Below are 25011 nucleotides of genomic sequence, written 5' to 3'. Positions count from 1 at the left end.
ATCATCCAAGAAGTTTTTATCGAAACGTTTGCTTTTTACCATTCCTTATGATATATTACTTACTCCTTTCATACGGAACCAATAAATCTTAGGAGGTAACTGAAAATGGAAGACACTTTTCAAAGTGCCTATCAAGACGAACTCCGTCAGCTCGAAATTGCCCAAGCGCAAATCGATCAACAGCTGGCCAGACTACGTAATACACCGGTCTATACCGGAAGTGATTTTACGGAACAAGTGTTAGAGGACACGAGAGAGCAAAGACGTCAGCGGCTAAGTCGCGCAGAGAACGAACCGTATTTCGGACGTCTGGATTTCCAGACAGGAAATTCATCAGCCCCCTCTCCTCTCTACATTGGCAAAGTCGGTGTCAATCACGGCGAAGATCAGGAGATCGAACAGGAGAATCCGCTCGTAGTCGATTGGCGCGCGCCGATCGCCAGCCTCTTCTACTCCTTCACGGGCGGTCTTGGACCCGCATCGTATGAAGCACCCGACGGAACCATCGAAGGCCTTGTCTATCTCAAACGAAATCTTGTCATTCGCAAAAGAATACTTCAGCGCGTTGTTGATACCTACGTCCGCGATAGCGATAATGATCAACCTGCTGTATCCGATGAATTCCTGCTCTATCGGCTCGGTGAGAACAAAGATAACCGCTTGCGTGATATCGTCTCCACCATTCAGGCCGAACAGGATCAGATCATCCGGGCAGCGAAAAATACCGCATTAATGATCCAAGGGGTAGCAGGTAGTGGTAAAACAACCGTCGCCCTGCACCGTCTTGCCTTCCTACTCTATCAATACCAAGAACAAATACGAGCAGAACGTATGATTATATTCGCACCGAACCAAATGTTCTTGAATTATATCTCAGATGTATTACCAGAACTAGGTGTCGGGAACATCCAGCAGAACACATACGCGGATTGGGCGATGAACTTGCTTGATTTAGATGCAAAGCTGCTCCCGCCATCCGATATGTGGTCGATCTGGTTCGAGTCGCTTGATAACCGGCCAGTGCTCAATGATGATGTATCTGGTCGTTACAAAGGATCGATCCGATTCCGAGATTGGATCGATCAATCCCTTGAACAACTTGGGACAATTAGCGTACCTGAGACCGATTTTGAAGCCTGGGACGGCAAAGTCCTCCCGCTTCAGACCATTCATCAATGGTTCTTTGAAGAATATAAGCATTATGCATTAGCCAAACGTAAAGAACGCGTGCTCGCGAGAATCAATCGCTGGATTGAGATGGAGCTCAAGCCGATTACGAATAAGGTGAGGCTGAAGGATTTCAAGCAAAAGTCCAGCCAACGCCTCAAGGCGTATACGAAAAAATGGCCGGAATTTAACGCCTTTGCGATTTACAAAAGCTTGTTCCAGCAGGGTAAACGAGGCGACATCTTTCCTTCTGACCGGTTCGAATCCATCCCAGCGGGTGTCGTGAAGCAGACAAATGCTACGCTCAAAAACGGCGAAATTCGCCATGAGGATCTTGCAGGATTACTCTATATCCATGTGAAATTGCACGATATTGAGAGCAGCTCGCGATTTGACCATATCGTCATTGATGAAGCGCAGGATTTCTCACCGTTCCAAGTGGCTGTACTCGATCTATTCGTGCGGAATCATTCGTTTACCATCCTTGGAGATCTATCACAGGGCATTCACGGCTACCAAGGCATTCATGAATGGCACGAGATGCAATCCTTATTCGATGCTCCTGATACGGCGTATTTCGCGTTAACGCGAAGCTACCGATCGACGATGGAGATTATTGATTTTGCGAATGGCGTATTGAAGCATGGTGTGCAGACCGACCTGCTCGCGGAACCTGTCTTCCGCAGCGGTCATCAAGTACAATTAAAATCCGTCGCACCTGAATTGGAAGTCTCCTTCATTCAGAAAGCTATCGAACAATTCCATCAATCGGAATATAATACGACCGCACTGCTCACACGCACATTGGATGAGGCCAGAAACCTACACGCTAAGCTCGAAGCAAGCGGTGTGAACGTAAACCTGATCGATGGCAGTAAGAGTGAGTACCTGGGGGGTATTTCCGTCCTTCCCGTCTATCTATCCAAAGGGTTAGAATTCGACGCTGTACTACTCATGGATGTCGATTCGCATCACTACCGGGAAGGCGCCATGGATGCGAAGCTTCTCTACGTCGGTTGTACCCGTGCATTGCATGAGTTATGGGTTCTCTACCATGGTGAATTGACACCGTTTATTACGAAATAACATCCTTCATCAAAGGAAAGGCTGCACTATTGTCATAATCGACAATGGTGCAGCCTTTTTTTGCCGTATAGTCAATGTGTCTATTACTTAATAATCTGAGACGCAACTGCCGAAAGATCAGAGATGTCAATTTTGCCGTCATGGTTCAGGTCATATTGCTTCACTTGCTGCCAGTCTAGGCTTGCTGTTGTCTTGCCATAATGTGCTGCGATTATCGCAAGGTCACCGATACTAACTTTTCCATCATGGTTCACGTCCGGTGAACTTGGTCCTGAAATTGGTGTGACTTGCACATTAATAGTCGAAAGACTTGCTTCAAGCTCTTGACCATTTTCATCCGCTAACACGGTTTTGTTGACGGCTACTTTTGCCGATGCAGCTTGATCAACGGGTTTGGCCTTAAATGTCATCTCGAGCACGTCGGTATCTCCCGAGATTCCTTTGTCAGCTCCCATACTTACAAGAATGAACCTTAGTGTTCCTGGGGTTTTGGATGCATTTGGTATGAGATGAAGGTTAGACTGCAAAGACTTTGCATCCACGTATTCAAGCAAACTCGCATCATACTGAATCGTCACATCTTCAGCATAGACGCTCTTGGTAACACGATTAATGGCTAGCTTCACCGTGAACGGTTGCCCTTCCTCTACAGCATTCTTGCTTGCTGCTAGAGCTGTTATGTGATTCGCTTCAGGTACATTTTTCGATTTGTCGAGCTCGGTTTTGGCTTCTTTCAACTGTTGAATTGCAACTTGAACCTGTTCCTGCGTAACGGTTCTTGTCTTAAGTACTAGCTCGGCTGCGTTTATTTTCGCTGTGTACATATTCATCGCGCTAGCAGGATACTGTCCCGGATTCGTCCCGACGACAGACGTATCACTTGCCAATTGTCTGGCAGACTGAATGTCGTTATACAACCTATTCATTTCTTCGATAGACATTCGCTGCGCCAGTTCATTATAGAGCATTTGTGCTTGCTCCGGATAAATCGCATAGCTGTATAATCTCGCGACGCTCACATCGCCATCTAATACATAGTTCCCGCGATTATTCGCTTCAGGATCAGCACCAATCGCAAATTGGATATCTGATTGAGCAATCGTGCCCGTCGCTGCCATCGAACCAACTTGAGCACCATTTAAGAAGAGGAGAATTTGAGCACCGTCATAGGTCGCGACAAGATGATGTATTTTGTTCGGCTCCAATTGAACGCCTAGACGCTTGTAACTACCGCCGATGTGTGCCCATAGCTCCATTTTCCCAGTCGTTGTTGATTCGAAAATCATACCGGAGCTTTGCGTATTCCCAAACACATCTTGGTTGCGCGTGGAGTTCAGCTTGAATAAGGATTCTAGCGTAAATTGATTCTTCACATTCTTGATCGAGCTGCTAACCGGAATACTGAAATATTCGTCAGTGGTCCCATTCATCCGGGCAACATATTTTTTAAACTCAGAGCTATAGACGATCTTGGCACTGCTGCCAGTTGACGTCGCGTGGTTCTGTGCTGGTGAACGATCCTTTCCTGTGCCGTCGATAAAGTCAATATCGATGACATCCGCAACCGGCTTCTCAAGTACAGGTTTGTTCCCTGTTGTCGCCTCCACTTGAAGTGGTGCGTCGCTACGGTTGTTGAAGGAATCAACCGCTGTGACCTCAATCCGATATTTGGTCTCCGGCTGAAGTCCGCTAATATCGAACGATAGCTGCGTCGGCGCCGGATCATCATATTGCTGGGCGAACACGAGGAACGATTGCACCGTCCCTCCGGATGCGATGTTAATTGCTTTCACCTCATATGACCGCACGAATAGATTATCCGTAGCTTGATCGAAAGTCACGCGCATTTGCTTTGGACCGATGCTGGCTGGTTCGATGGTCGCTTTGGCCGAGGTAGGGAATGAAGGCTTCACCTTGTCACGATCATCGGTATACGTAAATTGATTTTTCACGGCAGGATACTTGACGACCCAATCGTCCCCTGTCCAAGCATTGGTATGGAAATCTCTACGTTTGATGTGTACTTCGTTATCAAGCACTTCAACGACAAGCCCTTGTGTGATCTCATCACTCGGATGAATACCCTGAATTTTCCCTGGCTCTAATTCTGGATAACGTACTGCAGCCGTACCGACTGCTGTGAAATCGCGTTGGTTGATGGAACCTGGATCATCTAGAACGTAATGGGAATGTCCTGAGAATGTGATGACTTGCGGATATTTCGCAATCGTATTGTACAGCTTCGTTGCATTCTGTTTATGTCCCCATAAATCACTGCCGTAGACCGTATTCGTAATCGGTTGATGCAAGAACACGAAGATGGGTTTGTTAGGATCTGCCTCCTCTGCGAGTTTCGTATCAAGCCAATTTAGCTGAGCATCAGAGAGCGTACCATCCCGCGTACCGTCCTCGCTCCCCAGAATAATAAAATGATAACCGTTGATCCATTGGTCATAGTAGATGCCGCTCATACCCGTCTTGTCTTTAAAGCGTTGCTGCATCGCACCTGCTGATCCATTGATATAATCATGATTCCCAATGGTGAAGAGTGACACTGCATTCGAGACTTTCAAGTTGTTGTAATTGCTCATTAACGTGTCATATTGAGCAACCGTCCCACTGTCCGTAATATCGCCAACTGCTGCTAGCGCGTCATAGTTCGGCGCAATAGTCTTCAGCTGGTTCAATACCATCTGCCACTTCGGAACATCCTTCGGTGTATGACCGATATGAATGTCACTAAGCACCGGAAAAACAAGATTCTTACCGTCTGCGCGTTTCGTAGTGGTGTGGGACGCTGCTTCCGCAGCATCCCCTTGACCCACACCCACCCAAGTGGTAAATAATTGAAGAACCATCGCAGCTATTAGTAACTTCGACATCACTAGTGAAATCCCGAAGCGACTCGGTTTGATGTCCATTGCCTAACTTCCTCCCCAATTCAAAATTTGGCTTACTTCAGAATCAGACTCGCTACTTCTGCCAGATCAAGAATATCGATGACACCGTCTTTCTTTAGATCCATATGTTTAATCTTCTCCCAATCTGGGCTTGCAGTCGTCTTACCGTAGTTCAGCGCCATCAATGCAAGGTCACCGATCGACACTTTACCATCATGGTTCAAGTCGCCTGGGATACCTTGCGGTACCGTTACAATTTGAACTCGGAAAGATGATGGTGTCGCACTAACCTCTGCTCCTGTTGCATCACCCAGCACGGCATTAACCAAGCTGATGTTCGCCGTTCGATCTTGCTCCGTACTCTTTGATCGGAACGTTATCTCCAAGACTTGTGCATCGCCTTTAATCGCTTTGCCTGGGCCTTCGCTTGCAATAATGTAATGCAATTTACCATTAATATCTGATTTTTGTAGAAGATTCAAACCATCTTTCACAGGATTTACGGCTACCACTTCAAGTGCACTTGTATCGTAAGTCAATGCAAGCTCTTGTGCATAGACGTCGGTTGTTACACCGCTTAAGCCAACGCGAACTTTAAAGTCCTTACCAGCTTGAACTGTGCTATCCCCTGTAAGGGATGTCGCAGGGCTTGTCGGAGCCGCCGGATTCACATGTACATCTGCTATTGCTGTTTTGCCGCCAAAGCTTGCTGTGATGGATGTATCGCCTACGGCAATCCCTGTCAGACTACCGCTTGTCAGCGAAGCAATGGATGGCTGAGCAACTGTCCATTGGACTTGCGCGGTAACCTCTTTGCTCGATCCATCTGCATATTTCGCCGTCACTTGAACGGAAGTCGACTCATTAACTCTAACCGTATAACTCGATGCGTTCAATGCAATCGATTGAAGCTCCGCTTGTGAATCGGATGTACGATAGACAATGAGCTCTGCTACGGAAGCGAAGTCACCGACGCCTTCCGTAGCTTCGAGCTTCACAAACTTGGCTTTGACCGGGGTGAAGTTGATCTCTTTTAACAGATTGTTCCTCAGCCATTTGCCGCTTCCAACCTTCGTATAGTTCGTGCCGTCTTCACTGACATATAAGTTGTAGCCTAGAATTGTGCCATTGCTCGCCTCTGGTCGTGGTAAGTAGTCGACTTTACTGATCGTATACGTACCCCCAAGCTCAATCATCAAAGATTGCGGCAGTGGATCGACGTTATACCATTTCGTGTGCCAATGCGTCTCAGCATCACCGTCGATCGCATACTTCGGATCATTCACGCCTGCTTCGAAGCTTGTTGCCGTTGCTGTCATTTGAGACTGTGGTATTTTCACCAAATTCTCTTGTCCTTTCACGGTCACTTCGCTCGTTGCTTTGAAATTACCGTCCGTCGTTGTTACTGTAATAGTCGCCGTACCTTGACCTTTCGCTGACACGACGCCTTGTGCATCGACCATGGCAATGGAGGGATCACTGCTGCTCCATGTTACTGTCTTAATCGATGCATCTACTGGGGCAACCGTCGCTGTGAGTGTTGCTGAAGCTCCTAGCACATCCATGCTAAGCGTCGGTTTATCCAATGTAACGCCAGTTACCTTGGTAATGCCGCCAAGCGAATAGCCGAATAGCTTAAATTCCGAAATACTCGCTTTCGCTGCCGCATCTGGCAAGCCAGTAATCGTAATACGCGCGTACCTTCCGCGACTGGCGAAGTTGTCTTTTAACACCGCACCCGCTTCCGTATTCGCTGTACGATTCGCAACTTGAATCCAATTCGATGTATTGTCTTCACGAACTTCAATTTTGTATTGATAAGCCTTCGTGCTGGATTCGAACGAGGTCTCAGAGCCTTGGATCGAATACATTTTACCGAAATCCACTGTTAACGTATGACCTGTCAGATTATCTGCAGCAGACCATCTCGTCTCCGGCTTGCCATCATTCGCGTGGCTCGCAGGAAAAACAGGATCACTGCTATCTGCCGAGATCGCTTTGCCTTCGGAAATGTTCGAGATGACAATTTCCGCCTTCGGTGCGTCGTAGACATCGATTTCTGAAGCGGATGCGAAGCCTCCTACCGCTTGAACTGCCTCTAGCTTCACGTACCGAGCGAGCGTTGGAGCGAACTTGATATATTTCTTCGCGCTATTCCTTACCCAATCCCCGCTGCTCACATTGGTGTAATTCGTTCCGTCCGTACTGAGGTACAAGTTGTACTTGGTGAATGTCCCGTTACCTGCATCCGTTCGTGGTGCGTATCGTACCTGGCTGATTTCATGGATCGATCCTAGGTCAATGACAATGGACTGAGGGAGTTTATCCGAACCATCCCATTTCGTATGCCAGACGGTACTTGATTTGCCGTCAATCGCTTTGGAAGCCTCACTGCCCGATTGGAAGCTTGCCGCTGTTGCTTTCATCTCCGATTTCTTAATTGGCGTTGGCGCCGGCTTGGTCGGATCGCGATAGACATTCGCTTCGGCGATGGATGCGAATCCATTCACACCTTTGACGGCTTCAAGCTTCACGTATTGTGCTTCGACGGTATCAAAAGCAATTGTCTTCTCTTCCTTGTCGGCGTTCCATTGCCCGCTTGTCACAAGCGCATAATTCGTCCCATCCAAGCTGCTGTATAGCTTATATTCCGTAATGATGCCGTCTGTACCCCCATATTGTCGAGGAAGAACTTTGACCCGGTTAATAAAATGATTGGTCCCCAGGTTCAACGTAATGGATTGTGGCAATACAGCTGATCCCGTGAGATTTGTGCTCCAGATGGATTCACGGCTTGCATCCAGCACATTGGACGCAGGTGTCGAGCTGTCCGCATTCGAAGCCGTTGCTATGATATCTTCTTGCGGAATCCGGCTCGGATCTGTATCTTCCTGCGGGATCTCAATGACAACCGCGTCTTTCAGCGGCGTTGTATCCGCGACGAAACCTGTCGTACGCAGTTCGAATCCTTGATTTGTCGGCAATTCTTCCGTCTTGACATACAGGATGCCGCCTTTGTCTGCTGCATCGAAGAACCAGCCGCTAGCAGCTGTATCCCATGCGGATTTACTCGCTAATTCATTTAATGCATTACCGCTTAACGATACGTTGCCCGGCTTGTTATGCATATGAATGGAAAATTGATTTTTACGAGCTTCCAGCTTGCCTTTGTAATCACCAACTGTCGCGCCGACTTGAATGACAAGTTCACCTGTTCCTATCTCTGGCGCTATCGATTTGATAAGAGTCTCCGCATATTTGCCTTGACGATGCTCTCTCGTTACGCCATCATCTTCATACATCTTAAAGCTGGATGTTTTGTACGGATAGATGTCATATGTGATCGGATTTGGCGGCACTTGACCGTCATAGAGCGATTCTGGATACATCGGAATAATCGCGCCCGCTTTGACTAACAACGGCAATTTGCTCAGTGGCGCTGCGTATTCATCGAGCATTTTAGAACCGTAATGTTCTACCCCGCTCCAATAGTCAATCCATTTTCCTTTCGGCAAATAAATGCCATTACGCAACGTTGTATCGGTATATACTGGCGCAACCAAGAAGTTCTCACCCGACATGAATTGATACTGGGTTAATGTATTCTTCGTATTCGGATCATTCGGGAACTCGTATACCATACCACGCATCAACGGAGCACCCGATACGTACGATTCGTGTAAATACGTATAGAAGTACGGCGTGAGACGTTGACGTAATTTCAAGTATTCTCGGTTATAACTCGTGTAGGGTTCGCCCCATACCCAAGGCTGTTTGTCCTTCGCAGCCCAGCCTGACATATTCATCAGGATCGGCGTGAATACTTTCCATTGCAAATCGCGCACCTGTGTCTTCGCACTGCCGCCGAAGATGCCATCAATATCCCCTGTCGAGTAAGCCATACCGGATAAGCCCGCACCAATCATCGAAGGGATGTGGAATCGGATGAACTCCCAATCGCCAGCCTGGTCGCCTGACCAGACGGTGGAATACCGCTGTGTACCAGCCCAACCGGCAACGGACCATACATAACCGCGATCATTTGAATTGTTCTCGGTGCCTTGGTAAGCCTGCTTCGAGCCATTTAACGCAAAATCATGGCCTGAACCTACCCATGCGACGTCCAATTTGTTCAGACGCGTGCCATGGACACCAACTTCGGTAGCAATCTGATCGACACCCTGTTGTGTCCAGAGCCCAGTATAGAAGCCTAGCTCATGCAGCTTCTGTACTGTCTCCGTCAAATTGACGTAACCGCAGCCATAACCATCATTCGGGAGAATCCACGCACCTGGCATGTCGTTATCGCGATAAGCTTTAGCGACTTTGAGCACATCAAGCGTCGTATCCGGTGCCTTGTTATAACAATCGGCATCGCCGAGTCCCATCCCCCATCTCGGGATCAGCGCCGGCTTCCCGGTTAGATCCGTATAACCATTCAGAATATCCCGCATGGTCTCCCCATAGAAGTAATACGCATCGAACCGATTCTCATTATGTGTCAAACTTAGCGGACTTCCAAAATCATAAGAGCCTTCACGGAACGTATTCCGCAGCATGCCGTATCCATTGGTGCTTAAGTAGAATGGAGATGGATTGGATACCGTCCCATCGCCCCAACCGCCAAAGTTGTTGCCAATCTTGATCGTCTTGTCACGGTGCGAGAAGTAGCCATTCTGCATCCCGCCACCATAGAAATATTCATCTGCTCCTCTAGAAAGCTTCTGCGTGGTGGAAGTTCCTGTATAGTTCAGGCTTGCTTGCTCTTCCCATACCAAGGTTGCATTGTCTGACTTATACATCGCGAATTTCAGCGGACTCTTGTATGCGCGCAGGACAAACTTACCACTATTCATCTTGTAGTAAGCGCCTTCATCGGACCATGTCACATTCATCGGACCAAAGTCATTCTTAATTACAATCGGTTCCAGCGGCGTACCGCCATTCTTGCCTGGCGCATCGGTAAAGCTTCCATTCACGCCTAGCCAAATCCGAACCATATCATCGCGATAGAAGATCGCTCTTACTTTGTCATTCCCGCTCGTAATCGTAAAGGTCATGTCATCGGTTTTCTCGAACTTCGTTATGTCGCCGATAGCGGCTGCATGCGACGTCTCTTGGCTCATCAGGAACATGGTAAAGGCGATCAACACCGTAAACGTGGTTAATAGTAGAAATTTAAGATTTCTCAAGATACATTTTGCCTCCTTTAGCAGATCAATCAGGTTCCATGCCAGAATCTTCTTCGATATGCGATGAGATCATTGGGTGCAATCCATAACTATAGGCTGAATGAAGGGAAATGCTCGAGAGTATGCGTACATCAATCAAAAATGTGAGTGTGAGCGGTTGCGGGGATCATTAGAAGGAATAGACATCGATTTAAAGTTTCACTGTTATCGTCATTTGGCTGTTGTGTAAATCAGGCTGGGCAACAACACAGGCGCACCTTGTGTAACTTTATTCCCTCCTTTCGGTAGCTCTGGCATCTGTCTCAATACGAAGATACAATTTGTATCTCTTATCACTATGATAGTGGACGAAACCGTTTTTTCCTAGACAAAATTTTGACTTTTTAAATTGTTTTTTTGATTTATTCTTGCAGAATAGATATACCCTGTATCAAAAAGTTAGAAATGCTTGTTCATAAGGATTGGCAACCATTGCATCTGCATATAGTGGAAAGGAGTCTTTGTGTAAAAAGTGGAACAATCTTTGATGGAGGAAGATACATATGGTTATTACGCCCCAAGTGCCGAATCTACCCTTCGAGATTCGGGATGGCGTCAAGCATTTCGAATTGATTGCAGAACCTGTAGAGCTTGAGATATTGCCTGGAATTCGTCTGCGTGGACTTGGCTATAATGGGTCGATTCCTGGACCTACGATCCTTGTCTACCCGGGAGATGAAGTACAAATTCGTGTCTCTAATCTGTTAAGTGAGGGTACGAGCGTCCATTGGCATGGTCTGGATATCCCGAATATGATGGATGGCGTGCCTTGCATTGAACCTTCTCCGCTAATACCGCCGTATTACTCTTTCACCTATAAATTCACCGTCCAGAATCCGCCCGGTACCCATATGTATCACTCCCATTACAATGCGATTTCTCAAGAAATGGGTGGAATGGGTGGTGCTTTTATTATTCAGGACCCACCAGGTCATGGTCTCACTGTAGACCGAGATTATTTCATCATGCTGCATGAGTTTCACTTGAGCGGGATGCCGAAATTCGAACTAAACCCTGGGGTGTACGATATCAATCCATACACGGACTCGTTCAACTTCTTCACGATGAACGGACGCAGCTTCCCGCATACCGAACCACTCCCAGTGAAACTCGGGGATCGCGTTCGCATTCGCCTTGGCAATCTCGGTATGAATGCGCACCCCATCCATTTGCACGGGCATCAATTCGATGTTGTCGCATCGGATGGCAATCCCATCGGCTGGGAGCACCAACGGATTAAAAATACGATTAAAGTAGCATCAGGCGAGACCTACGACATTATGTTTCAAGCGAATAATCCGGGGATATGGCCCTTTCATTGCCACATCCCGCATCATATGGCGAATAACTTCACGAAGCCTGCTGGGGGAATGTTTACGACGATTGTGTATGGTGGGTAATAGGATCTAATTCTGCGCTTCCAACCATGCACGATAGAATGCATGAACACTGCTATAACGTTCGGACCGCTCTGGTGATGCTGCCTTGCGAGCTACGTGGTATAGAGCCTCGGATGCTCTCCAATCGCGAAGCTCGCGCCCACCTTCATCCGCTAGGAACACAAACGCCGCAGCTCCCATGGTGTACACATTCGTTAGGTGGTCAATCTGGCTCCCTCGTACAAATTCCTCTGGCGCCATGAAACGACTTGAGCCAAACAACCTGTCCATCTCGAGTATGAAAGGCCCCTTTGTGTAACAATCAAAATCGCAGAGGTGTAGTTCATCCCGATCAAAATCATAAATCATGCCTCCATCATAAAAATCAACGGCTACATACCCTTTTCGCTCCAAATAAGCATGCACATCATAGACTGTATTCAGTGCTGCGATCACTTTCGACAGCGGCAGCTGTCTGAACCGAAAATGTGGGGATTCCGGCTGATTCCGTCCTTCTTTCCCTGGAAATGCAGGTGTACCGAGCACTTCACCGTCGACCCATTCATAGACAAGCGCAAATCCCAGGTCAGTCGTGAACGAATTCAACAACTTCGGCATCTGGGGATGGGCCACTTCCTGGTGAATGGCTTCCGCATTTTTCATGTATCCAATAGCTTCTCGACTTTCCGAATATTTGACGAACCAATTCTGCTCAGCAGCCTGAACGCCATAGGAAATACAACCAGAATCTTGCTGGTTAAATACGGTGAAAATGTTCCCGATACTTGATAAATAAGTGACAAGATCCTTCTCGATTTTCTCTACCGTCAATAATGGACAATCCTTTACGTTCATTGCTTTCCCTCCCATTCGATTTTCGCCTCCAGCTCCATAAATTTATCCTGGGCAAAAAATAGCAGCCATGAACATATCACATGTCCATAGCTGCTAAGACTTTCAACCATTTTTCGCCTACTGTGTTACTAAGCAATGACCTTCTCCAAATTCGTAATCGGCAGACCCGGAACAGGCTCGAAGCCTCCAACTTCAACAAAGCCTTCCGAAAGATAAAGCTGAATCGCTGGAACATTCTTGGAACCTGTTGCAACGATGAACTTCTTGAATTGCGCATGTTCTTGTAGAACATATTGCAATAATCTTCTTCCGATCCCTTTACGGAAATGATTCGGATGTACGATTAACCGATGGATGTCGAGCGCGCCATCCTCTATTTTATATGCAATCGCACCTGCCAATTCCCCGTCTTCACGCCATCCATAGAAGGTCTCCCCGCACGACATGATGGATTCAACCGTATCCCGCAGTGCCGGTATCGCATCCGATCCGATGATTTCCGCTTCCACGCGGTATGCTGGCAATTGAAGCGCTAATATTTCCTCAGCCACGGCTTGGTTGCTAAGTTGTAATTCTTGCATCATAAATAACGTCCTCCAGTTCTCTTCTTACCCCATTTGGTAACTTCTATTCGCTTGGAAAATGTGAACGCAGCTTGTCCGGCACGGATGTGCTCTGCCGAGTCGCCAGATCCATGATGACACAAGTGACGCGTGCGTCTGCACAGACCAATTGATCACTATTGATGATCGTCTGATCAAAGACATAGCTGGATCTTCCTACCTTGACGGGCTTCGTCACGACCTGTAATGCATCGTGCTCGTGACATTCACGCCGGAAGTTCATATTGATGTTCACGATTGAGGTCATGATTCCATGGGAATGAAACGATTCCAGTGGAAAGTGAATCAACTCGTACCAAGCTTTTCGTCCCCGTTCCATGAATTCAACATATCTCACATGATTAAGATGACCATTCAGATCAATATCAGATGAACGAACGGTAATATCCAGCAGTGATTCCATAAGTTCCCTCCATAGCGAATCGGTCTAACGTATCATACCCGATGGAAATGAAACATTCAATAGACCCTGAGAGAAAAAAATAAAGCGTTCCTTAATCCTCAAAAAGAGACAATTGGTAAGGTGGCGGACCAGGCATTTCCGGCAAATCCATCCCCAAGGCCTCCATCAGCTGCAGAGCGTTATCGGCCGCATCCCCGCCAGAATTGTTGTTAAAGATAATCCAACAGGTTTTCGTCGATTCGAGTAATTTGATGATGTTCCTTTTCCATTCCGACAGCTCCTGAGCGTTATAGCGGTACAAATATCTGACCTCGCGCCAATTGGGCTGACCACTGGATTGCCAGCCAGAAGCGTTCCGTCCATGGAAACGAACAATCGTACAGTCCTCACTCGTTGGCTCTAATACCATCGGAACCGACCCTTCACCGACCTGAGGTTCATCGCATATGGAATGAATCCATCCTTCATCACGCATAAATTGAAGGGTCTTGTCCCGCGTCTCTCCTTGGAACCAGCTCTGATGCCGAAATTCCAGCGCGATCGGCAGCCCGTCCATCCATTCACGGGTTCTGCGCAGAATGTCCACATGCTTCCACTCGCAGCCGAACCAAGGTGGATACTGAAATAGTACCGCCCTCAGCTTTCCCGCTCGCAGGAGCTCCTCCGCTGATTCCCGGAATACTTGGAACATTGTTTTTGGATCTGAGAAAGGAATATTGCCGCGCGTATGTCCCGTCATACCTTGATAGGCTTTCACGATGAATCCAAAAGTCTCGGGTGACTGTTCGATCCATTTCACCATCCTGTCCGGAGAAGGAATAGCATAAAATGAGCTATCCAGCTCCACGATGGGAAATCGGCTGCTGTAAATCTTCAGCTTGTCTCCCGATTTGGTGCCTCTTGGATAGATATCGTCATGGTCTCCCCAGCCTGCAAGTCCGATTTGTATTCGTTGTTCGATCTCTTCACGTCGCATGATCCACCGTCTCCATTATGTCTATTGCATCCAATGTATCATTGGGCAGGTAAGCTCTTCAACCCTGCACCTCACAGTAGTTAATCTGTACAAAAAAAGCCCGCTGTGATAACAGCAGACTCTCTTCCTAGAGCATCTAACAACAGCGTCATTAATAGATACGCGGCACATGCTTAATCCGAATATCCGCTTCACACGTTATATCCATTTGGGAATAGGCTTTGCGCCAATCTAACGCCTTCCATGCCGTATAACTCATTTGATTCCGAACATACTGGCCTATGCCGATCGGATCAAGCTCCAATTGCTGCAATAACTTCAACATCGCTTGGACTTCGGTCTCGAATTGTTTCTTCAGCCTTTTCTCCAGTTTGATCTGCTCGGACCCGATGTTCAGATCCACATTCGGCACATAATCATTGATTTCTCCATAAATCTGAAGCTTGATCGTTGCTCGCATATGCCGGGGATCTTGCGTCTGCGTCTGAACTCTAATTTTACGGAGATTCCTGATATGCTCGAGCACTACGTTCATTTTCGAGTTTCCTTGCTTCTGATTTCCACTCGGATTTTCCAGATTTAGTTGTAGCGATGCGCCCGAGAACCCACCGCTCAGTATAAATAGATACTGGGATAACACCGGCTCTAAATGATACTTCATTTGACCGTACCGAAAAATCGCAAGCCCATCCTGTACAATTTCATCCTTCTCGATCTTAATCATCGGCACAAATGGATCCACGCCATCATCATAGAAATCTCGCATGAAGGTGTGTATATTGACCTCCTGCACGCCATAATTCTGAATAAGCCGTTCCATCGCTCTGGAGATATATTCTTTGGCGATCGGATTCTTCGTGACACGATTGGTAAAGATATCTTCTGCTCGCCCTTTCACGATGAGCAATTTAACTCTTGCACCGATCGATGCATTATTAAAAAAGCTTTTTACGACTAATTCTATATTTTTCTTTGCTAATTTCTCGCCGAACAGAATACTTCTTATTTGCCCGCTCCCCACAAAAAAATCAGTCTGACGCGTCAAATTAATCATCGCTTCCTGGAAATTGTGAGCCGTTGCAGACAATGTTTTATTGCGATCAGTCTCCGATAATCGCGGAATAGACACGCTCACACGGAACATATCCCCTCCTTCGGCCGCCTGATCAATCGCAACCGAATTCACGAATCCTACTTGACCTATAATATGTTGATCTTTTTTGCACCCTGCACAGAACGATAGTACCAAGACGACAAGCACCCAACGAACCCGCTTCATGGTTGCTCTACCCTCGATTTTCTCAGACGAAGCAACAGCACTAACAGGATCGGAATGCCAAAACTCAAACAGATTTCAATGATAAGCAAGATATCCATCCACCGTATCAATGTCCTTCCCAAAATTGGAACCAGCGAGATCACAAAAGAGAAGATGACAATCCATGTCGCTAGAAGCTTCGAATTACGCTTCGAATAGATTCGTTCCAAGCATTGAAGCGCCCCCCATAAATACATCACGACAGTAAGAATAAGCTTCGGCAAATAGAGACTGAATAAGAGAAGATCAATCCGTTCAACGAATGGCAATTGAAAATAAGAGAATAGATAAATCGTCGGCGTAGTGATATTAGCTAGTTCTTGTGCATTGTAGAACCCGAACGAAACAATGGTAAGCGTTAAATAGATCGCAGTCGTATAGAGATTTCCTAAATACATCGCTTTGAACAATTTCGTTTTAGGCTGGGTTTCCAGGTTCTCAGCGCTCTGCTGTGATGCGGATGATACAAAAGGAAACAGCAGCATGCATAGCTCAAATCCAATAAAGGCGCTATAGATTTGAAAACTGTATTTCAGCGTAGAGCTCCCGCCCTGAAATATAAATGGCGTGTACCGAACGAGATCGATTTCTTGAATACTGAATAACAAAAAAACAATGACCCATACAGTAAGACCAAAAAAGATTGTCGAGGCTTTAACGATGTTATAAATTCCTTTGGTCACCAATTGCAAAGCCAGAAGAAGCATGATCCCTACCAGGATATAATTGGGTGTCATGTGCAGTAAATTATCTTGAATCAACAACACGAACTCCTTCAATACGATCGCTGCGATTGCGCACCAGAGCACAACGACAATCATGTAGAACGGGATGGCAAATCCACGAGAAACGCGTGATTCAACGATATCGAACACGGATGCGCCATGGCCTGCCCGGTACAGCCAAGAGATCACAAAGATATTCAGCATCACGATCGCGGACATGAATAGGATACTGATCCACCCATTCGTTCCATATCCGGCGGCTGCGTAATTGGGGAGGTAGAACACAACGATTCCCGATTGGATGTTATAGACCAAGATCGAGATATGTATGGGATGGACCTTTTCTTGCGTTCGACGTTTATTCACGCGAGAATCGACCTCATTTTTTATTTTTTTGATAAAGGGAGCGCATGAAAGTGTATTTCCAAGTCTTCGGATAGGCAGGAGCTAGCGGATAGAGATAGGGCGTATTTAGACTCGTTAAGCCAGCAAGATGATTGACCAGGAATATGACGCTGACGAATATCCCGAAATTACCGAACAATGCGGCAAGCATGATAAAGAGAAATCGGAAGGAACGGAATGCAATCGACATCGTGTAATTCGGCAGCACCAGGGAAGCGAGTGTGGATCCTGCTATGATGATAACCAAAATATTGCTCGTGAATCCTGCCGCGACTGATGCCTCTCCGAGGACGATACCGCCTACGATGCCAAGTGTCTGACCTATGCGGATTGGCAGCCTAATGCCAGCTTCACGTAGAAATTCGATCGTCAATTCCAGGATCAACGCTTCAATCACTGGGGGAAACGGCACTTTACTCCTGGATTCCGATAAGCTAACGAGTAGTTCCTGCGGAACCATCTCATAGTGGTATGTCGTAATCGCGACATATAACGCCGTTCCTAAGAGCGTGACGATCACCGCCAAATAGCGGAAAAACCGGATAATTATCGCGTAGATCCACCTCTGGCCGTAATCATCCGGCGACTCCAGGAAATCAAAGAACTGGCTTGGCGCGCTGAACGCATTCGGACTACCTTCGAGCAAACCAACGATTTTGCCTTCCAGTAGCTTCGAGATCACGACATCTGGGCGTTGGGTTATATGGTATTGCGGGAACATCGATATTTGATCGTCTTCGATGTATTGCACGAGAATGTGCGTATCCTGAATGCTGTCGGTCTGAATCTCTTCAATGCGTTGATCCAGCTCCGAGAGCCAATCCTGGTTCACATGATCTTCCAAATAAGCAATAACCATCTTGGATTTCGCCTGTGAACCGATCAAATAAGACTTGAACTTCAAGGTCGGATTCTTCAACCTTCTTCGAATTAAAGATATGTTCGTATTTAGCGACTCCACGAAAGCATCGTTCGGCCCGGCAACCACCATTTCGGACGGAGATACACTGATGCTTCGGTATTCCGGCCCATATTCGCTGATAACATACGCTAGCTGCTGATAGAAGATCGCGACATGTCCATCGAGAATCTTCGCCACGATATCTTCGCCCGATTCCAATGGGACAAATTGTTCGCGCTTCATGAGGTCATTGACTTCACTCTCTTTAATGTTGCTGAGCGGCACAATAACCTCACGATACATCGCGCTATTATCGATGAGTACACTGGAATAAATGATCTCCAAGCTAAGCTCAGGAAAGGTACGATGAACAATGTCTTCGCTGTCTTCAAACATCCGTTTCGTATAGTCAAGCAGAGGCATTACCGACGGATTCTGCCCCGAAAGATCGTTCATGCCACCCCCTCCCTTTCGCTTCCTATTCCTTCACCCAAGCCATCTTCATATCCATCTGCTGAATACATTCCATCGTATCGAACGCATCATTCGCCAGCAGTGGAGATACAGGATACATATCCATACGTGCATCCTCATGCGGTCTAAGATAGGATCTAAGATTATTGACACCGCGCAAGTTAGGATCCAGCCAAGCTTCCATTCCCTCTTCATCCAGAATTGCTGGCATGCGGGAATCGAATTCACGTACCGTCGTATTTGCATTTGTCATCAACAATGTGCAGGTTCTGACCTCTACACCTCGTGTATCCCGCCAGTTCTCATACAGCCCAGCAACGCCGAAAATTCCACGATTCTTCATGACAACTCGTATCGGGTAGCTTCTTTTACCAACTGTTCTCCAATAGTAAAATCCGTTGCACGGGATGATGCATCTTCGACGATCGATCATTTTCGGATAAGCGGGGTTCCTATGAACGGCGTCGATATCTGCATTGATCGCGTCCTTTCCCCAGAAAGGAAATAGACCCCAACGACTTTGATCTAATCTGCGTTCGTTCCCATCCTGCATTATGATGGCCATATCCTGTGTAGGCGCAATATTGTACCGTTTACGGTAGTAGGTTAATACGGTATCGATCTTAAAATATTCCTGTACTTCATTCAAATCGGCGCTTAACGAAAATCTTCTGCACATGGGCCACACCATCCTTTTGAAGCATATTTTTACCAATAACCCCTAAATTATTCCACAAAAAAAAGACCGCTTATGCGCTGGGAAATCCCTTGACGCACAAGCGGTAAATGGAGTTTGGATGATGTTAAAATCAATTGCAGTTCAATCGCTAGCGATTAAATACTTAGAACTTGCTTCAATTGCGTGGTGTTAAAGCCGAGGATTTTCTCCTCACCAACAACCGTTACCGGCACGGCACGCATACCAAGGTTGAACAGTTCTTCCATGTATGCTTCGTTCGTGTCAACGTTGCGTTCTTCGAAAGCAACATTGTTCTCCTCCAGGTATTTCTTCACCTGTACACAGTGTGGACAATAGTTACGCGAGTAGACAATGACGTTGTTATCTGCCATATTCAAATACACTCCTTTTTGATTATAATAGGTATTCAAAAATCGACTAAAGGTGATTTTTGAACTTCATTAAGCTTCGTGTGCTTCTAAGAAACGTTCGCATTCTAGGGCAGCCATACATCCGCTACCTGCAGCTGTGATCGCTTGACGATACTTCGTATCTTGGACATCGCCACAAGCAAAGATCCCTGGGATATTCGTCTCGGTTGTTCCCGGCTTCACGACAATATAGCCATGGTCATCCGTAGTAACTTGCCCACCTAGAAATTTCGTATTCGGCGTATGACCGATCGTCACGAATAGACCTTCCGTTTCGATAATCTCGTCTAGACCTGTCTCATTGTTACGAACTTTCAGTCCTGTAACACCTTGATCCCCAGCAACCACTTCAAGCGGTGTACGGTTCAGCGACCAACGGATTTTCGGGTTCTGACGCGCACGATCCTGCATAATCTTCGAGGCACGAAGCTCATCACGACGATTCACAACCTCAACTTCCGAGGCAAAACGTGTCAAGAAGTTCGCTTCTTCCATGGCAGAGTCCCCGCCACCCACGACGATAATCTTCTTATTGCGGAAGAAGAATCCGTCGCAAGTCGCACAGGTGCTCACACCGCGGCCAACGTTTTCTTTTTCCCCAGGAATGCCAAGATATTTCGCTGAAGCCCCTGTTGAAATAATGAGTGTCTCTGCAGAAATATGTCCGATCCCTTCCACCGTTAACGTGAATGGACGTACGGATGTATCCACATTCGTCACCCAGCCTGTACGGAACTCCGCACCGAAGCGCTCCGCTTGCTTACGCATATTGTCCATTAATTCAGGGCCTTGGATACCCTCAGGAAAACCAGGGAAGTTCTCCACTTCCGTCGTGGTCGTCAATTGTCCCCCTGGTTCCGGTCCTTCGATCACGAGTGGATTCAAATTCGCACGAGCCAAATAGATAGCTGCTGTGAGTCCCGATGGACCCGTCCCGATTACAATAGATTTATACGTTGTCATGAATACATTCCCCCTGTTATCCTCGAATTTGGATTAGAATCTTGCCGCTAATTTCGCTGCTGCTTCTAGACCTTCTGCTACAATCGCTGCACTACGATCTGGGAATTGATTATGTCCTTCGATCACAAGTTTCTCAATATTCGTCACGCCGAACAAATTCATGTTATATTCCATGAACTTAAGCGCCATTTCTTCATGCATACGTGGTCCTTCCGAATATACGCCGCCGCTCGCATTTAGAAGCGCAACCTTCTTATCACCTACAAGTCCTACAGGACCTTGTGCTGTATAGCGGAATGTTTTGCCTGCTTGGTTCAAGTAGTCAATGTACGTGTGAAGTACGGCTGGAACGGACATATTCCATAGTGGGAATGCGAATACGACTTTATCCGCTGCTAGGAATTGATCTAAGTACTTGTTCACCGTAGCTGCGCCAATTTGCTCTTCAGGTGTTGTCTCGAAGCCTTTTGCTGTTTTGAACATCCCATTCATGATTGTTGCGTTGTAATATGGCAAATTCTCTGCGAATAGATCTAGTTCCATAATTTCATGCGATGGATTTGCTTCTTTATAGCTCGATAAGAATGCATTGTACATTTGCACACTCACCGCTTGTTCTGCTGCACGATCATTTGCTTTTACGAATAATACCTTACTCATCGATGTAACCTCCGGTATATGTTGTTGATGTCTTGTTAACTTATGTACTTATGATAACATCAGAATGACAATCTTCCCTCAGCACATCGGATGAACTTGGACTACAAAAAAAGCCCAACAAAATGTTGGGCAGTTCTACGACTTTGGTCGTAGATGGTCTTATGCTATTGGCCAGTCAAACCGTGCTTGATGGCGATAATCGCGGCCTGCGTACGTGCCGTCAATCCCAGCTTGCTCAAAATATTGCTCACGTGGGTCTTCACGGTTTTCTCGGTGATATGAAACGCGGCAGCGATCTCCTTGTTGCTCTTACCGAGCGCAATCCATTCTAATACTTCCTTCTCCCGCGGGGTAAGAACATCCAAGTTGCCATCCAATTCATCATCTTGGACCGGTGCGGCCGGTTTCTCCACAAGATGAGACATCAATTGTTCGGTTACGCGCGGATGCAGCTGCGCCTGTCCCTGATATACACCACGAATCGCTTGAGCCAGTTCATCCGGCTGGATGTCTTTCAGTAAATAACCGTTCGCTCCTGCTTGGATGGCAGGCAGCACATGGTCATGATCTGAGAAAGATGTCAGTACAATAACCTTAATATTCGGATGTTTGACCCGGATTTGCTGTGTCGCCTCAATTCCTGTCATTCCTGGCATGAGAAGATCCATAAGGACGACATCCGGCTGCAGCGTCTCGATCTGCTCAATCGCCGATTGTCCGCTCGTTGCTTCACCTACTACTTCTATATCTGGTTGGGTCATCAGATAATACTGAAGCCCGCGTATGACGATCGCATGATCATCTACAATAAGCACTTTGATGCTCATTCGGTCCGACTCCCCTCTCACTTATGATTCGGTATCAATACCCGAATCGTCGTTCCTTCGCCTTTGCGGCTATCTACTTCTAATGTACCTCCGAGCGATTCAGCACGTTCGCGCATCGTCCGCATCCCGAGCGTACTGGTTCCATCGATCTTCAGCGGCGAGAATCCATCCCCTTGATCCGAAATTTCCATACAGACGAGCTGCTGCTGTTGTTTCAAATTAATCTGAACCTGAGGGTGTCCAGCATACTTCCGGGTGTTATTGAGCGCTTCTTGCCCAATGCGGAACAGCGCTTCTTCAACGCGGCTCGAGAGATCGAGCATCCCTTCGACACAATTGATCACAACGAGGCCTTGTGCCTTGCCGTATCGGTATAATCCTGTTAAGAGTCCTTGTTCTAGGCCTACCGGACGTAATTGTAAGATTAATGAGCGCATTTCGGTCAGCGCACTCTGCGTTAGATCCTGCATATCTTTCACCGCACGTTTCACCATCTCTGGCGGATTCTCGAGCATGGCCTCCATCCCGCGGGCCGTAAATTGGAGCGAGAACAACATTTGTGATACCGAATCATGAAGATCGCGCGCAAGTCGGTTCCGCTCTTCCCACTTCAGCAGATCAAGCTGTTGTTGATGGAGTCTGGCATTCTCGTATGCTAATGTAATATGACCTGAGAGCGCTTCGAGCAGCTCCACATCGACTTCATCGAAGTTTCGGCATTGTGAGCCAGCGAAGATAACCCCTATCGGCTTATCTCGGAACTGCAGCGGTACGGCTATCGCCATACGAATGTCTTTTGATATCGCATGGACCTTATGTTGTTCCTTCGGTTTGCGTCTCCATTGCTGCGTCTCTCCTGAGAGGAAGGCAAGTCCTGCTTCGCCCGCTTGCTTGATCGTATAGAGCTTACGTCGATGTTGGACCTTTCCGTCCAGCCATGAGGTCCGTCTGGAGAGCCCTCCATTCTCCTCCATGAAGAAGGCCGCATAGTCACAGCCTAGCTGCTCGCCGATCCAACGCGTTACAAGATCCGGGATTTGCTCGGTAATGAGCAGCTTACCTAGGTCGCGGGCCAATTCCCCTAGCTTCGAATACAAGTCAGCTCTCTTCTGCTGCGATTGATATAATAACGTTCGCTCTACAGCGGTTCCTACCTGAAAAGCAATAGATTCCATTAACGTTAATTCTTCTTGGCTAAAATGCTCTTTACCTGCTGCCGCAACATTCAAGATCCCGAATCGCCGGTTCCCCGCCGTCAAAGGGATGGTTGCGTGATGCGTAATCCCTTCGGTATCTCCATATTTGTAAGCAACCGCCTGATCAAGACGTTGACAATAAATCGTATTTACGGCTGCTTTCAGCTTCCCATTCCAATACCCATCAAGACACCAGCAGGACCCCGTCGTTAATAGCTTACGATCATCGGCCTCAAGCGCTTCGGGCAGCTGATAGTCTGCCGGGCAAGAATAATAATCTGAGCAATCTTCAGCGAGAAAAATCCAACCCGCATGCATATCCGTTAATTCAACCAGTTTACGAAGGACCGAATTTAATAGAATTTCCAGATCATTGGTCTGATTAATCGTCTCTGCAATGGATTTAATGACGAGCAGCTCATGCACTTTGAATTCTTTGCTCATCTTAACCACCAAACCCGAACCCGAAGGAAAAGACGCTAAGCATCAAACCGATAACAAGTGTAATGACTAAGATGACAACAAATGCAATAACAAGTGCCAAGATTACATTCAGAAATGCCATCCAGCCCGAAAATTTCTGAACCTCACTGAGTGTTAGAATAAAGACAACAACAGCCCAGAACGACAAGATGATTTCAATAGAAGTAAAAACAATCAGCAGCAGCTTCAAATTTGGATTCGCATCCATCATTGGTGTCACTGTTGTGAACATCTCGTGCCCGAAGATCAGCAGTTCTGGAATCCAGAGCACACCCACCCAGATGAGGATAACGTTCGACCAAGCCGTTGCTGTGAGCACCTCATGAAAAGAAGCTTGCCCACCAATCCACTTGCCTGTGAATGACATAATCCAGCTAATGAGGTACAGACTAATTAATCCACCAATGAATCCAAAAATAAGACTGATGAGAATAATCGTCGTCGTTCCCATATGATCGCCCAAGCTTCGGGATGTCGCTTGATCTAAGGCGCGTAGAATGCCGCTAACGCCTGCGAGTATTAGGATATTTCTTCTGGAGTCCTTGCCGCTTAGAATGTCACGGATGACTTGTCTTGGCCGTGTCCATATATGAAGCCAAGGATTTAGCCTTTCATTCGTCACTTCATAATCCCCCTGTAGCTTATGTATTGATTCAGCTAGAATGATGATGAATCCTTATTAATTTACCATAATCATGCCCAGAATAACATGATAGACAACAACACTCCGAATCCAAATGGACTCGGAGTGTGTAAGTGACAATCACTGTATTAGAATTCAATACCTATTACAGCAGGGACGCCTTCTTCATAATAATGTTTGACCGGCTGCATTTCGCTGACCAAATCGGCAATCGTAATGATCTCTGGACGTGCAGAGCGACCGGTAATGACAACATGCATCCCAGCAGGACGGTTCTGGATCATGTCGAGCACTTCGTCAAGTGGCAATACATCATCAATTGGAAAACTGGTAATGGCAAGTGCATTGTTCAGTTCATCGAGAACCACAACATCATACAAACCAGATTGAATCGCTTCTTTCGCCGCAGCCAGAGCTGTCTTGAACGCTTCGCGGTGCTCTTCCGGCGTCTTCGTCCAAGTAAATCCAATACCCAACTGCCGTACTTCAACACCGAGTTTCTCGAGCGCGATTTGCTCCCCGTAGGAGCGCTGCGGGCTTTTAATAAATTGAAGAATTAGGGCTTTGTAGCCACGACCTACTGCACGAACACATAGTCCAACGGCTGCTGTCGTCTTTCCTTTTCCATCCCCAGTATAAACAAGCGTAAATCCCCGTTCTATTTTCCGAGGCATACGTATCTCCTC

Annotated in this window: 19 protein-coding genes; 2 read left to right on the top strand and 17 right to left on the bottom strand. The window is 46.9% G+C overall.

The genetic code is table 11. The features are described from left to right. The first annotated feature begins 105 nt into the window (after positions 1-105). On the top strand, positions 106-2253 hold the full coding sequence (locus ACFQZR_RS05200) for a HelD family protein (protein ID WP_379343466.1): 2148 nt from the start codon (positions 106-108) through the stop codon (positions 2251-2253). An 83-nt stretch (positions 2254-2336) separates the two neighbouring features. Here ACFQZR_RS05200 and ACFQZR_RS05195 read toward each other — a convergent pair whose 3' ends face one another. Further along, a complete protein-coding gene (locus ACFQZR_RS05195; RefSeq protein ID WP_379343464.1) occupies positions 2337-5174 on the bottom strand; it encodes a LamG-like jellyroll fold domain-containing protein in 2838 nt (945 codons plus the stop codon). Positions 5175-5206: 32 nt separating this feature from the next. Then, positions 5207-10345 (bottom strand): discoidin domain-containing protein, encoded by a 5139-nt coding sequence (locus ACFQZR_RS05190; RefSeq protein WP_379343462.1) that lies wholly within the window; start codon positions 10343-10345, stop codon positions 5207-5209. A gap of 542 nt (positions 10346-10887) precedes the next feature. On the opposite strand from ACFQZR_RS05190, the gene ACFQZR_RS05185 reads away from it, so the two are divergent. Beyond that, positions 10888-11784, top strand: a complete 897-nt coding sequence (locus ACFQZR_RS05185) for a multicopper oxidase family protein (protein ID WP_379343460.1) — start codon at positions 10888-10890, stop codon at positions 11782-11784. A 6-nt stretch (positions 11785-11790) separates the two neighbouring features. Here the strand turns inward: ACFQZR_RS05185 and ACFQZR_RS05180 are convergent, their stop codons facing one another. From ACFQZR_RS05180 to cobO, 15 genes are all read right to left on the bottom strand, one after another. After that, complete coding sequence (locus ACFQZR_RS05180) at positions 11791-12618, bottom strand: serine/threonine-protein kinase (RefSeq protein ID WP_379343458.1); 828 nt, start codon at positions 12616-12618, stop codon at positions 11791-11793. 128 nt (positions 12619-12746) lie between these two features. Continuing rightward, the gene (locus ACFQZR_RS05175) at positions 12747-13202 is read right to left on the bottom strand and encodes a GNAT family N-acetyltransferase (RefSeq protein ID WP_379343456.1); all 456 of its coding nucleotides are present in this window, start codon (positions 13200-13202) and stop codon (positions 12747-12749) included. 43 nt (positions 13203-13245) lie between these two features. After that, positions 13246-13644, bottom strand: a complete 399-nt coding sequence (locus ACFQZR_RS05170) for an acyl-CoA thioesterase (protein ID WP_379343454.1) — start codon at positions 13642-13644, stop codon at positions 13246-13248. 91 nt (positions 13645-13735) lie between these two features. Then, the gene (locus tag ACFQZR_RS05165) at positions 13736-14620 is read right to left on the bottom strand and encodes a DUF72 domain-containing protein (RefSeq protein WP_379343452.1); all 885 of its coding nucleotides are present in this window, start codon (positions 14618-14620) and stop codon (positions 13736-13738) included. A 151-nt stretch (positions 14621-14771) separates the two neighbouring features. Then, positions 14772-15899 carry a Ger(x)C family spore germination protein gene (locus tag ACFQZR_RS05160; RefSeq protein WP_379343450.1) on the bottom strand — a complete coding sequence of 376 codons (1128 nt, stop codon included), beginning with the start codon at positions 15897-15899 and terminating at the stop codon, positions 14772-14774. Continuing rightward, positions 15896-17029, bottom strand: coding sequence for a GerAB/ArcD/ProY family transporter (locus ACFQZR_RS05155; protein ID WP_379343448.1), 1134 nt, complete (start codon positions 17027-17029; stop codon positions 15896-15898). Before ACFQZR_RS05155 ends, ACFQZR_RS05160 begins: the two co-directional genes overlap by 4 nt. 13 nt (positions 17030-17042) lie before the next feature. Beyond that, positions 17043-18425, bottom strand: a complete 1383-nt coding sequence (locus ACFQZR_RS05150) for a spore germination protein (protein WP_379343446.1) — start codon at positions 18423-18425, stop codon at positions 17043-17045. A 22-nt stretch (positions 18426-18447) separates the two neighbouring features. Continuing rightward, positions 18448-19122 carry an SOS response-associated peptidase gene (locus ACFQZR_RS05145; protein WP_379343444.1) on the bottom strand — a complete coding sequence of 225 codons (675 nt, stop codon included), beginning with the start codon at positions 19120-19122 and terminating at the stop codon, positions 18448-18450. 155 nt (positions 19123-19277) lie between these two features. Then, positions 19278-19514: a glutaredoxin family protein gene (locus ACFQZR_RS05140; protein ID WP_018757968.1), complete on the bottom strand. Its 237-nt coding sequence runs from the start codon at positions 19512-19514 to the stop codon at positions 19278-19280. 69 nt (positions 19515-19583) lie between these two features. Next, the gene (trxB, locus tag ACFQZR_RS05135; protein WP_379343442.1) at positions 19584-20516 is read right to left on the bottom strand and encodes a thioredoxin-disulfide reductase; all 933 of its coding nucleotides are present in this window, start codon (positions 20514-20516) and stop codon (positions 19584-19586) included. Positions 20517-20549: 33 nt separating this feature from the next. Further along, the gene (locus ACFQZR_RS05130) at positions 20550-21176 is read right to left on the bottom strand and encodes an FMN-dependent NADH-azoreductase (RefSeq protein WP_379343439.1); all 627 of its coding nucleotides are present in this window, start codon (positions 21174-21176) and stop codon (positions 20550-20552) included. Between the two features lie 164 nt (positions 21177-21340). Beyond that, positions 21341-22003, bottom strand: a complete 663-nt coding sequence (locus ACFQZR_RS05125) for a response regulator (RefSeq protein ID WP_379343437.1) — start codon at positions 22001-22003, stop codon at positions 21341-21343. A gap of 17 nt (positions 22004-22020) precedes the next feature. Then, the gene (locus ACFQZR_RS05120) at positions 22021-23643 is read right to left on the bottom strand and encodes a sensor histidine kinase (protein WP_379343435.1); all 1623 of its coding nucleotides are present in this window, start codon (positions 23641-23643) and stop codon (positions 22021-22023) included. 1 nt (position 23644) lies between these two features. After that, complete coding sequence (locus ACFQZR_RS05115; RefSeq protein ID WP_379343433.1) at positions 23645-24304, bottom strand: Yip1 family protein; 660 nt, start codon at positions 24302-24304, stop codon at positions 23645-23647. Positions 24305-24453: 149 nt separating this feature from the next. Beyond that, entirely contained in the window at positions 24454-24999 is a 546-nt protein-coding gene (gene cobO, locus ACFQZR_RS05110; protein ID WP_379343431.1) for a cob(I)yrinic acid a,c-diamide adenosyltransferase, read from the bottom strand. Positions 25000-25011: the final 12 nt, after the last annotated feature.

The sequence above is a fragment of the Paenibacillus sp. GCM10027629 genome (genome assembly GCF_042676425.1).
In the GTDB taxonomy this organism is placed as follows: Bacteria; Bacillota; Bacilli; order Paenibacillales; family Paenibacillaceae; genus Paenibacillus_K; species Paenibacillus_K terrigena.
This window is presented reverse-complemented; position numbering and strand designations above follow the sequence as displayed.